Annotated in this window: 7 protein-coding genes; 5 read left to right on the top strand and 2 right to left on the bottom strand. The window is 63.2% G+C overall.

Annotation, left to right across the window (positions count from 1 at the left end; translation table 11 throughout):
* Positions 1-71: 71 nt before the first annotated feature.
* Positions 72-671 (bottom strand): RBBP9/YdeN family alpha/beta hydrolase, encoded by a 600-nt coding sequence (locus NCR98_RS00710; protein WP_250508468.1) that lies wholly within the window; start codon positions 669-671, stop codon positions 72-74.
* A 150-nt stretch (positions 672-821) separates the two neighbouring features.
* On the opposite strand from NCR98_RS00710, the gene NCR98_RS00705 reads away from it, so the two are divergent.
* Positions 822-1763 carry a 2-hydroxyacid dehydrogenase gene (locus tag NCR98_RS00705; protein ID WP_250525288.1) on the top strand — a complete coding sequence of 314 codons (942 nt, stop codon included), beginning with the start codon at positions 822-824 and terminating at the stop codon, positions 1761-1763.
* Between the two features lie 57 nt (positions 1764-1820).
* On the opposite strand, the gene NCR98_RS00700 is transcribed toward NCR98_RS00705, so the two are convergent.
* Entirely contained in the window at positions 1821-9089 is a 7269-nt protein-coding gene (locus NCR98_RS00700; RefSeq protein ID WP_250525287.1) for a non-ribosomal peptide synthetase, read from the bottom strand.
* 293 nt (positions 9090-9382) lie between these two features.
* Between NCR98_RS00700 and NCR98_RS00695 the strand changes: the two genes are divergently transcribed.
* Genes NCR98_RS00695 through NCR98_RS00680 form a run of 4 tightly spaced genes read left to right on the top strand, consistent with a single transcriptional unit; the run spans position 9383 to position 12341 of the window.
* Complete coding sequence (locus NCR98_RS00695; protein WP_250525286.1) at positions 9383-10306, top strand: hydroxymethylglutaryl-CoA lyase; 924 nt, start codon at positions 9383-9385, stop codon at positions 10304-10306.
* Between the two features lie 30 nt (positions 10307-10336).
* Positions 10337-10840 carry a YbaK/EbsC family protein gene (locus tag NCR98_RS00690; RefSeq protein WP_250462638.1) on the top strand — a complete coding sequence of 168 codons (504 nt, stop codon included), beginning with the start codon at positions 10337-10339 and terminating at the stop codon, positions 10838-10840.
* A gap of 38 nt (positions 10841-10878) precedes the next feature.
* Complete coding sequence (locus NCR98_RS00685; protein ID WP_250525357.1) at positions 10879-11433, top strand: FAS1-like dehydratase domain-containing protein; 555 nt, start codon at positions 10879-10881, stop codon at positions 11431-11433.
* Entirely contained in the window at positions 11430-12341 is a 912-nt protein-coding gene (locus NCR98_RS00680) for an MBL fold metallo-hydrolase (protein WP_250525285.1), read from the top strand. Before NCR98_RS00685 ends, NCR98_RS00680 begins: the two co-directional genes overlap by 4 nt.
* The last annotated feature ends 433 nt before the right edge of the window (positions 12342-12774 follow it).

Raw genomic sequence — 12774 nt, 5'->3', positions numbered from 1 at the left:
AATGCGATTGCAAAAGAAAGGCCGCGCGATGGCGGCCGGATGGTTCATGTTCGTCGATGAAACCGGGCGCATCAGCCATACGCGTGCTCGTGCAAGGAGACTTCGCCCGCGAAACTTTCAGCAGGGTAAGCATATTGAGCCAGCGTGTCGATGAAATATTTCGCGCGCGGCCACGGACCGAAACCCGCCGCCGTGTTGATATGACCGGCATCGCCGAGATTCACGAACGCGCTCGAAAGCCGTGCTGCAAGATCGCGCGCGTGGTCGAGCGGCATCCACGGATCGGTTTCGCTGCCGACGAGAATGGAAGGCACGGCAAGACGCGTCGGCTCGAAGTGACCGGCGAAACGGAACTTCTCCGGGCTCGCGGGCGCGACGAACAATACGCCGACGACTTCGGCATCGGTTCGTTTCTGCGCGAGCGCGTGCGCCGTCGCGAGACAGCCGAAGCTATGCGCGGCGAGCACGACAGGACGGCGAATGGTCGCTAGTTGCGCGAGCACCGCGTTCGCCCAGATGTCGAGATGCGGTGCGTCCCAGTCTGCCTGTTCGACACGCGATGTATCGGCATACTGATGCTCGAGCCAGCTTTGCCAGTGCGCGCCCTCGCTGCCGTGCAAGCCGGGCACCGTCAGCAGCGCGGGGCGCGGTGTTCGATTGCTGGTCGTCATGTGCGGTTCTCGCTGACATTGTTCACCTTGCATTTTCGCGTGGCGCGCGGCAAGGACGAACGAATCAATCGTCATGTCGATATGCTCGCGGATGCAGCCGCACGCTTTTGCACCCTTTAGAATGGGTGGATCGAACGACGGAGGCGGACGTTGAAAATCATCTTCTACGAAGAGCACGCGGACACTGACGCATGGCTCGGCGGTTTGCGCCGCGAACTGCCGGACGCCGATCTGCGCATCTGGCAGCCTGGCGACACCGCGCCCGCCGATTACGCCATCGTCTGGCGCGCGCCGCGCGAACTCTTTGCGAACCGGCCGGAATTGGAGGCCATCTTCAATCTCGGCGCGGGCGTCGATGCAATTCTCGATGTCGAGCGCAAGGAACCCGGCACGTTGCCGCCGAACGCCACGCTCGTGCGTCTGGAAGACACCGGCATGGCGCAACAAATGGTCGAGTATTCGACGTATGCCGTTCTGCGCTATCTGCGCCGCTTCGACGAATACGAAGCGCTGCAAAGGGAGGGACGCTGGCAGAAGCTCACGCAGCATGCGCGCGCATCGTTCACGGTGGGTGTGCTGGGTCTCGGCGTTCTCGGTGGTGAAGTGGCGCGCGGGCTTCTCGAGCTCGGCGTGCCGGTGCGAGGCTACAGCCGCACGGCGAAGACAATAGAAGGTGTCGAGGTTTATGCGGGTCCCGAGCGCTTCGATGCGTTTCTGGATGGCGTGCACGTGCTCGTCAACTTGCTGCCGCATACACCGGACACGGAAGGCATTCTCAACGCGCGCACTTTCGCGAAGCTCGCGCGCGGTGCTTATCTCGTGAACGTGGCGCGCGGTCCGCATCTCGTCGATGACGACCTTCTCGCCGCCCTCGATAGCGGCCAGCTCGCCGCCGCGACGCTCGATGTGTTTCATGTCGAGCCGTTGGCCAAGGAGCATCCGTTCTGGAAGCATCCGCGCGTGTCGGTCACGCCGCATATCTCGGCGGAGACGTTGCGCCAGGAGAGCATCGTGCAGATCGCGGCGAAGATCAAGGCGCTGTCGCGCGGGGAAACCATTGGCGGTATCGTGGACTTTTCGCGAGGGTATTGAATGCGAAAACCGTAAGCGGCGCTGCCGTCTTGCCTGAAGGAGACAGCAGCGCCGGCCTCACATGGTTTTTGCCTCGATCGGCATGAAGCCTTCATCGCGCAAATACCGCACATAGACACGCATCAACCGCGCACGGTCGATTGTAAGACTCACATCGAACTGCGCGAGCCGGCTGATCGTGCCGATCTGTTCGACCGGCATGTCGTGCCAGTCGAGGTCGCCCGTGTAGAAATCACGGAGAAGCCCCAGACCGTTAGTCGGGTCTATCGTCGCGAGGCGCTGCTTCCACGCTTCCGGCGTTTCCGGATTCGCGCGCAGACCTTGCCTGGCGAGCGCATCGAACCATTCCGCCTGTTCAATACGCTCCGGGTTCTGCAGATTTGCCACATGCAATCCATCTCGCGGATGCAGCGCCAGCGCGCATACGGCGCGGGCGAGCAAATCGACCGGCGTCATTTCCACGGGCTGCCCCGTGGCAGGATACGCGCCCATCTGAATGCATCCCTGATTGAAGAGCCAAAAGTGGTTATGCCGATAGTTGCTATAGCCGCTCTCCCCGTGCCCCGTGACGTTGCCCACGCGCACGACCGTGGCCGGCAAGCCGTATGCGCGGCTATACGCCAGCACGCGCTGCTCGCCGACCCATTTGCCAAGCAAATAGCCGTTGTCGGACTGCGGCCTCGCGCCGTCGATACGCTCTTCGACGCGTGTCGCGCCTTGTTGCATCATCGGCACGGACATGGTGGAAAGGAAGCACAACGGCTTCATGCGCACCGATAACGCAAGTTGCAGCAACGTTTCGGTGCCGCCCACGTTCGCGGCCTTCAAACTGCCGTAACCGTGCAGATGATGTACGAGCGCGCCGCAATGCAGGATTGCATCCGCACGCTCGGCGAGCTGCTGCCAGTCGGCATCGGACAGACCGAGACGCGGCCGCCCGAGATCGGCGCACAGCACCTGCACGCGCGAAAAATCGATTGCCAGACCGGCTGCACGCGCTTCATCGACAAGACGCGCAAGGCCCGCTGCGGGATCGGCGCAGCGTTGAAGACAGAAGATCGTATCGGTCCGACGGCTCAGTTCGGCCAGCAAATGAATGCCGATAAACCCGCTCGCGCCCGTCAGAATCACGCTGCCGATGCGCGCGCCGTCTTTCTCGTGCCACGGCGGCAGCGCAACGTCGGGCGCCGCGAGCGGCAAGGCGGCGTCCGCGACGGCGCGGGCGATGTCGTCGTAACCATCGCCATTGGCGAGAGCCGCGATGGTCGGCGCGCGATAAAACGCTGGAATCGCGAAATCGATGCCCGTCTCGGCGCGCACGCGCGCATGCATGCGCATTGCGAGAATGGAGTTGCCGCCGAGACGAAAGAAGTCGTCTTCGCGGCTGACGGTATCGAGATTGAGCAGCGCACACCAGATCGCGGCGATGTCCGCTTCTACTCCCGCGCGCGGCGGTGCGCCGCTCGATCGTGCCGCCGGCTCGGGCAGCGCTCGGCGATCGATCTTGCCGGAACCCGAAACGGGCAAAGCCGTAAGCTCGGTATAGCGCGCGGGCGCCATGTAATCCGGCAACGCGGCCGCAACCTGCGCGCGCAGCCTGTCTTCATCGACGTACGCATCCGCTTGCAGCACGTAATAAGCCGCGATGTAGCGTTGCTCGCCTTCGCCGCGCATCGCGCAGGCCACGCTCTCCACGCCCGGCACGCTGGCAAGCTCGTTCTCGATTTCGCCCAGCTCGATCCGAAAACCCCGCAGCTTGATCTGTTCGTCGTTGCGGCCGAAGTACTCGATTTCGCCATTCGCGAGATAGCGGCCGAGGTCGCCGGTCTTATACATCCGTGCATAGGGCTTGCCCGCAAACGGATCGGCAACGAAGCGGCGCATGGTCAGTGTCGATTCGTTGCGATAGCCGCGCGCGAGATTCGCCCCGCCGATACAAATCTCGCCGATGGAGCCCACCGGCACGCGTTGCGACTGCGCGTCGAGCAGATAGACGTCATAGCCGGGCAGCGGCTTGCCGAGCACGCGCACGCGGCCATCGGGCGCGATCTGGCCGCAGGTTGCCATCACCGTGGCTTCGGTTGGGCCATAGAGCGTGAAGAGGCGCGTCTGGCCGGACCACCAGCGCGCGGCGGTTTCGTCGAGGGTATCGCCGCCGAACGCAAGCATCTGCATGGCAGGCAACGGCCTCTTCGGCAAGCCTTGCAACAGCACCGGCGCGAGAATGGCGTGCGTCACGCTTTCGCGCTCGAGCAGGCCGTGCAGGACTTCGGGGTCGCGCCGCGCCGCTTCGGGGGCGATGACGAGCGTGCCGCCATTCAGAAGCGCCAGGAAAATTTCGAGCACGCTGGCGTCGAAATTCGTCGATGCCACGAGGGTGCTGATGCAGCCAGCCGCATAACCGAGCGCCGTCGCCGCGCCCGCGACCATGCGCGCGACGCTGTGATGTTCGATCAGCACGCCCTTCGGTTTGCCCGTCGAGCCGGAGGTGTGGATGACGTAAGCGAGTGCATCGGGCGATACATCCGGGCGCGCGCGCGGGACGGCTCGCGCGAGCATGTCGGCATCGAGAAAGGTGAGATGCGAGAGTTGCGCGGCTTCGAGGCCGGCGCAGCCGTCTGCATCGGCGATACATGCGGTAAGCGCGCAGTTGGTTGCGAAGTGCGTGAGACGCTCGGCGGGATAGGAAGGGTCGAGCGGCACATAAGCGCAACCGGCCTTGAGCACGCCCAGAATCGCGGCGACGAGAAGCGGACCTTTCGCCATCGCGAGACCGACGCACGAGCCCGCCGTCACCCGTTCCAGCAAGCCGCCGGCAATGCGCTCGCTCAGAGCGTCGAGTTCGTCATAGCGCAGTGTTTCGTTCTCGAAGCGAATGGCTTCGCGATCGGCAAAGCGCGACGCTATCGATGCGAAGCGCGCCGGTATCGACGAAGCCGCGTCGTCGAGCGGCGCGCCGTGCGAAAAGCCCGTGATGAGCGCGCGTTGCGCATCGCTCAGATAGGCGAACTCACCGACGAGCGCGGAAGGCTGATTCGCGGCGGCGTCGATGAGGGTGTCCAGCACGTCTTTCATTGCGTGGGCCGAGCGCGCTTCGAAGAGCGAACCATCGTATTCGATACGGCCATCGATTTCCCCTTGCTGATTCGCGTAAAGGATCACGGAAATATCGGCCTTCGAGGTCTTCGTCGGCAACTCCTCCACGCTGACGCTGCCAGCGCCGATGCGCGCCTGCAAGTCGATGCCGCTTTGCAAGCTGAACAGCGTGTTGAGCGCGCCGATATCTTCGATGCCGGCCTCGTAAGGCGTGGCGAGCAGATGATCGCGGTCTTCGAGCATTTGCGCGTGCACGGCCGAGACGAGTTCGCCGAAACTCTGACGCGGATCGATGCGCACTTTCATCACGGCCATCGACACGAGCATGCCGTAGACGTTCTCGCTGCCGGGAATGTCGCGGCCCGCCTGAGGGTAGCCGCTCACAATCGTCGGCTGCCCGCTCAGGCGCCATAGCCAGGCGAGGTGCAGCGCGAACAGCACGGGCGATAGCGTCGTGCCTCGATCCTGCGCGATACGGCGCAGCTTGTCGGCGCGTTCTCGCGTGAGGTGAACGGGAACGATGCGGTTCGTGTTGGCGTGGCGCGTGGTGAAATCGAATGGCAATTCGAGGCGCAGTGGCGTGCCCCGCAGCTTGTTCGTCCAGTAGTTTCGTGCGCGCGCATGCGCCGGCGTTTTCGCTATCTCATGCATCCACGCGCAGTAGTCGAACCAGTTCGGCGTGCGCTGCGCAAACGGCTTACCTTCGTAATGCGCCGCGAGTTCATCGAGCAGAAGCTTGAGCGACCAGCCGTCGAACAGCGCGTGATGGACGCCGATAAGGACCGTGCTCACGCCGCTTTCGGCATCGAGCAGCATGTGCGCGCGCCAGCAAGGCGCTGCGTCCGGATGAATCGCTGCCGTGGTCCATGCGTCGATGTGCGCGCGGATCGTCTCCGCCGTGGCGCTTTGGATCGGAATGAGCGCGGAGTCGCGAGACGCCACCGACATTAGACGCAGTTCACCGTGAGCATCCGTGAGGGTGGAACTGAAGAGCGAATCGCGCGAGAAAAGCCGTTTGAGCGCCGCATGCAGTTCGAGTGGATTCACTTCGCGCGAGAAGTCGGCGCGCACGACGATGTTGTACGCGTTATCAGTCCGGTCGATGCGCGCGCGATGAAACAGCGCCTCGACGATGCCGCTCGTTATCGCGACGCTCGGCGCGGCTCGTGCATCGTGAAGCAAGGGCGGCAGAGCGTCGTCGCCATCGAGCGTATTGCGCAGGGCGTGGCAGAACGCATCGAAACCGGGATGGGCAAGCAGAAGGCCGGGCTTCACGTTCACGCCGAGCGCCGCGCCAATACGTCCGCAAGCCAGCGTCGCCAGCAACGAATGGCCGCCTGCCTCGAAGAAGTGACTGCTTTCGTCGATGGCATCCGGCGTCAAGTCAAGCGTCGCGGCCCACGCCGATTGCACAGCGCATTCGAGCGAATCGAACTGGCGTGCGCTCGCTTGCGATGAGGGCGTCGAAGGCGCGGGCAAGCGCGCGCGATCGATCTTGCCGTTCAAGGTGAGCGGCCAATGTGCAATCGGCACGATGAACGCGGGAATCATATAGGCCGGCAAAAGCGTCTCCAGCCGCTGACGCAGCTCGGCGACGGCGAGCCCGTTCGCCGTGTACCAGGCGACCAGCGCGTTGCTGCCCTGATGCCTGTGCGTGCCGATACACACCGCGCTGACTTCCGGCTGCGTTGCGATCACATGCTCGACCTCGGCAATCTCGATCCGATAACCGCGCACCTTCACCTGAAAGTCGCTGCGGCCGAGGAACTCTATCTCTCCATTGGGAAGGAAGCGGCCAAGGTCGCCGGAGCGATACAGCCGGCCTTCGTTTGCGTTTGCGTCATCGATGAACTTTTCCGCCGTCATTTCCGGACGACGCAAATACCCGCGCGCCACCGACTCTCCGCCAATGCAAAGCTCGCCGATACCGCCGAGCGGCACGCCGCGCCCGTTGGCATCGAGCAAATGAATGGCGTAGCCGGGCAGCGGGCGGCCCAGTTGATTGGCGAGCTTCTGGTCGCCGAAGGTGTTCTCCGTGCAGAGCACGGTCGCCTCGGTCGGGCCGTAGATGTTGGACAAGCGCACGACCGAGGACCAGAAGCGCACGGTGTCGTCGTCGCTGGCTTCGCCGCCGCACATGATCGTGTCGAGGTCCGGCAACGGGCGGCGCGGCAGCAAGCGCAAGACGGCCGGCGGCAGAAATGCGTGCGTGATGCGCGATTGCGCGAGAAAGTCGAACAGCGCGGCGGGATCGGCGCGAACCGAGTCCGGCGCAACCACGAGTTGTCCGCCATGTGCGAGCGGATTGAAAATCTCGAAGACACTGGCGTCGAAATTGACGGATGCGAACTGCAGCCAGCGCGTGCCCGGATTGCGTGCGTAACGACCTTCGAGCGACGCGATCATGTGCGCGAGCATGCCGCGCTCGATCACGACGCCCTTCGGCCGGCCCGTCGTGCCGGAGGTGTAGATGACATACGCAGCGTGCGACGGATCGGTCCCGCGAAACAGCGCCGATGGTCCGCCGCTCGGTGTATCAAACATGTCTTCGATGAGCAGCGCCGGGCAATCGAATGCGGCGCGCACTCGCGCTTGCGTCGCGGTGTCCGCGATCACGGCGCACAGTTGCGCATCCTCGGCCATGAAGCGCAGCCGCTCTTCGGGCATCAACGGATCGAGCGGAACATATCCCGCGCCGGCCGCCAGCACGCCGACCATGGCCGCCACGACTCGCGCACCGCGCGACACGCATACGCCGACGAGACCATTGGCCTTCGCGTGGGGCGCAAGCGCGTCCGCGATACGCGCCGATGCTTCCGCCAGTTCCGCGTAGGTGAAACGCGCATCGGGGCCACTCAGCGCCGGGGCATCTGGCTGAGTTCGCACCATCTCGTCGATGCACGCAAGCACATCGCGCGGCGGCGATGCAAGCGGCGCGCCATGCGACCACGCGCGACGGCGCGCATCGAGCGATGCGGTGTCGAAACCGAGCTCGCCGACAGGCGTATCGAGTTGTACCGCGAGTCCCGACAACAATGCCGCGTAGTGTTCGAGGGCGATGGAAAGGCCGTTCGAAGCTTGCGGATGACGCAATTGCACATGCAGCGTGATGTCCTCGCTCACGTGCAGATAGATCGCCACGTCCTGCCGTTCGGGCCGGCGGCAGAAGCGCGTGAGCAGCACGCCGCGAGCGCCGCCGAGAACGAGCGCGTCATGCGGCAGATGATCGCGCTCGCACAGCACGGTGGTCGCGCGTTCGTATTCCGGACGCAGGCGCTTGAGTTCGTCGAAGATATCGCCTGCGGGAATGTTGCCGTGGAAATCCGCCATCGCCAATTGCGACGCCGCATGATGCAGATACTGGCGCAACGTCATGGCGTCGTCGAACTCGCTGCAGATGAAGCGCAGACGCTCGTCGTGCCCCATCGTCTCGTATGACTGCTCCCGCCCGCGCCGATGATGCGCCGTAATCACCGCCGACTGTCGCGACATCTTCTGCAGCAGCACATGCAGGCAACTCTGCAGCAGAAATTCGATACTCAGTCCGAGCACGCGGGCCTGTTCACGCAACGCTCCACTCGTAGCGGCGCCGAGCGCCATCGTAAAGCTCGCTTCGCCGGGCGCGCCTTCCACGCGCGGCGGCTGCCAGGCGAATTCGCCGTCGGCCAGTTGCCGAACCCAGAACGCGAGATCGCCGCGCCATTGCTCCGCTTCCATCGACGCGCGCTCCGCAACGAGCACGCCGCGCTGATCCAGCGAAAGCTCGCCTGCGAGCGTCTCGCCCGCGTACGAGCGCGAGATCGCCGCGAACAACGGCTGCAATGAGAAGCGGTCCAGCAGCGCGGGATGGCAGGCGAAGACCAGATAGCCGCGAGATGCGCCGCGCAACAACGTGAGCGCCCAAGGCGCGCCGGCGTCTATGCGAAGCGGACGTGCGCACAGCATCTGAATGATGGAGGATGCGCTGGCTTCATCGGCATCGTCGATATCGACGACTTCGAGTTCTGCCAACCCGATTTCATGCAGCAGATAGCGCGGACCATCGTCGCCGTGGATCACGCGCCAGCGCAACGGTTGCGAGTGCCGCGCCACGCACGCCACCGCGCGCGCCAGTCGCGCGCTGTCGGGAACGCTGTCCAGTCGAAAGACCGCGCACAGATTGCGTGCCGCGGCGGTTTGCTTCGCCGCACGCGCCTGCGTTCGGGAAAGCGGATAAGTTTCGAACTTCATGATGACCTTCTGCCGTTCGGCGTTGTTCCTTAGGACTAAGTGACCGAGCCAGTCGCCTCGCCTCGTCGCGCTCGCCCGGACCGGCTGGCATTCTCGGCTGCCCATGATAGTTAGCAGGCCTTTCGTTAAAGAAGTGAAACGCCAAAAAACTACAATTCAATCAAAGCATTAACTGCCATCCGGCAATCAATACATACAAGCTACTTGAATCAAGCAGACATTTGCGCTCGCTTCCGATGTGGCAAACTGGCTGACGCAACGAACCGACGCCAGAGAATCGCAAGGAGACAGGCATGATCCCCACTCAAGTCAAAATCGTCGAAGTCGGGCCGCGCGACGGCTTGCAGAACGAGAAGGAATTCGTCGCCACGGAAACCAAGATCGAGCTCGTGAACCGGCTCGCGCGTGCGGGCATCGTCAATGTGGAATCGACTTCGTTCGTCTCGCCGAAATGGGTGCCGCAAATGGCGGATGCCAACGCGTTGATGGCGGGCATCGAGCGTCGCGCGGGCACCATTTACTCCGTGCTCACGCCGAATCTGCGCGGCTTCGAGGGCGCGCTCGAAGCAAAGGCCGACGAGATCGTCATCTTCGGCGCGGCGAGCGAGGCGTTCTCGCAAAGGAATATCAATTGCAGCATCGCGGAAAGCATCGCGCGCTTCGAGCCGGTCGCGAAAGCCGCGAAGGACGCAGGCTTGCGTCTGCGCGGCAGCATCTCGTGCGCGCTCGGCTGTCCGTATCAGGGCGAGGTGAGCGTGGCGTCGGTGGTGGATGTCGTCGAGCGCATGAAGGCGCTCGGCTGCGACGAAATCGATATCGCGGATACCATCGGCGTCGGCACGCCCAAGCGCACGCGCGAAGTGTTGGCGGCGGCGTCGAAAGCGTTTCCGCGCGAACGCCTGTCAGGACATTTCCACGATACTTATGGGCAGGCCATCGGCAACACTTATGCGGCGCTGCTCGAAGGCATCGAGATATTTCATGCGTCGGTTGCGGGGCTCGGCGGCTGTCCGTATGCCAAGGGCGCGACAGGCAACGTCGCGACCGAAGACGTCGTGTATCTGATGAATGGACTCGGCATCCAGACGGGCATCGACCTGGATCGACTGGTCGAGACAGGCGACTTCATTTCGCGCGCCATCGGCAAGCCGAGTTCGTCGCGTGCGGGCAAGGCGCTGCTCGCCAAGCAGCGCGACGCCGTTGCCGCCTGCGTCTGACCCGTTGATCGTTCGATGGAAAGGAAAGCAATGACCGAAGTACAGAATCTCGATGACCTCCCCGATTCCGCGCGCCGCGTCGCGCTTCTGTTGCAGGAACGCGGTCACGCGCGGCCCGTCGTGATGCTGCCGGAAACCGGCAAGACATCGGCGGAAGCGGCGGCGGGACTGAACTGTTCCGTGGCGCAGATCGCCAAGTCCATTCTCTTCCGGCGCCGCGACGACGACGCGCCCGTGCTCGTGATCGCAAGCGGCGCGAATCGCGTGGACGAAGCGAAGGTCGCGGCGCACGTCGGCGAACTGGCGCGCGCGGATGCGAAGTTCGTGCGCGAGAAAACCGGCTATGCCATTGGCGGCGTATGTCCGATCGGTCATGCGACCGAACCCGTGACGCTCATCGACGAAGACTTGCTCACGCTCGAAAGCCTGTGGGCGGCGGCGGGTCATCCGCACGCGGTGTTCAATCTGACGCCGCAAGAACTCGTGTCGCTGACGGGCGCGCCGGTTGTCGATGTTGCCTTGCGCGCGTCATGAAAGGCGAAGTCGCGTCGCCGTGCGTGGACGTCTGTCGCATGAATCCGGAGACGGGCTTTTGCGACGGCTGCCTGCGCACCATCGACGAAATCGCGGCGTGGTCATCCATTGACGATGACGCGAAACGCGACGTGCTCGCGCGTGGCGAAAGCCGTCGTCGCGGCGCGCGCGTGGTGCGTATCGGCGAATCGTTCGAAGCGACGCTTGCCTTGCCGGCGGACTCCATTCGCCACTTCGCCACGCTCGTCAACGACACCAACCCGCTGCATCACGACGAAGCGTATGCGCGCGCCAGCCGTTTCGGCTCGCTGATCGCGTCGGGCACGCAACCGACCGCGCATCTCATGGCGATGATCGCCGAACACTTCTCGACTTACGCGCAACCGCTCGGACTGGAGTTCGGCATCAAGCTCACGCGCGCGGTGAAGGCCGGCGACATGCTCGCCATGCGCTGGCAAGTGCTCGATGCAAAGTGGAAGACGAGCCTTCGCGGCGACCTGGTGAAGCTCGCTGGCCGCGCGGTGAATCAGCTTGGCGAGACGGTGATCGAGGCGACGGCGACTATCGTCGTCATGCCGAAGGAGCAAGCGTGATCGCGCTGCCCGCTTCCATGACGGTGTTCGAGCGCGGCTGGTTGTCGTCGAACAACGTGCTTTTCGCGAGCGATGAAGGCACGGCGTTGATCGACACGGGCTACGTCTCGCACGCGCCGCAAACGCTGGCGCTCGTGCAGCACGCGCTCGGTGCGCGTAAGCTCGATCTGATCGTCAACACGCACTTGCATTCGGATCACTGCGGCGGCAACGCACTGCTGCAACGCACCTATGCGTGCAATACGCTGATCCCGCAAAGTGAAGCGCACGCGGTGCGTGTCTGGGACGAAGAGGCGCTGACGTTTCACGCCACGGCGCAGCGTTGTGACCGGTTCACGTCCGACGGCACGGTCGAGAATGGCGCCACGCTCATGCTCGGCGGCTTTGAATGGTCCGTGCTGGGCGCGCCGGGCCACGATCCGCACTCGCTCATGCTGTATTGCGCCGAGGCGCGCATCCTCATCAGCGCGGACGCGTTATGGGAAAACGGCTTTGGCGTGATTTTTCCGGAACTCGAAGGCGAAAGCGGTTTTGCGGAAGAACGCGCGGTGCTCGATCTCATCGCGCAACTCGATGTCGATGTCGTCGTTCCGGGCCACGGCGCGCCTTTCACCGATGTCGCGCGCGCACTCGACGTGGCCGCGTCGCGGCTTGACTATCTGCGTGCCGACCCTGCCCGCAACGCAAAGAACGCGCTGAAAGTGCTGATCGTCTTCAAGTTGATGGACGTGCGTTCGATGCCCTTCGACACCTTGCTCGCGATGACCGCATCTGCCCGCGTCATGCGCGCCGCCGCGAACGCGCTTGCCGCGCCCGCGCAGCATCGCGCATTGCTGGAGAAGATAGTCGGGGAATTGGCGCGCGGCGGATCGCTCAACGTGGAACGCGACATGCTCTCGGCGGTATGAACTCCGCGCGCAAAAAGAAAGCCGCTTGTCAGCTACGGCAAGCGGCGGAATAGTATGGACGTGATCAACGTCGACGCCATCGTAACCCGCCGCTATATCACGTGCATCGGTGCTTTCCCTACAGTAAGTTGACGAAGAGCGCACACTAAAGGCAACCATGTTTGCGCTATCGACACTCACTTTAATGCCGCTTAATGCGATTTGCATGTGCGGCAAAGCGATGCATAACGCCGTTGGCTTAAAGACAAAACAGGCACGACTTTGCTCAAGTAATAAGAAAAATCGGCATTGATGCAGGCAATTGCTTCCGCTACGATTAAAACGCCCGAGATTACTTGAATTTAAGTAATTTTGAGCCTCCATTTTTACAACTCAATACAAATCATAATGGACATTAATCGTAGAAAAATCGTATCTGCATCCACTGTAGCGG

The organism is Caballeronia sp. GAWG2-1, from assembly GCF_023631405.1.
Taxonomy (GTDB): Bacteria; Pseudomonadota; Gammaproteobacteria; order Burkholderiales; family Burkholderiaceae; genus Caballeronia.
This window is presented reverse-complemented; position numbering and strand designations above follow the sequence as displayed.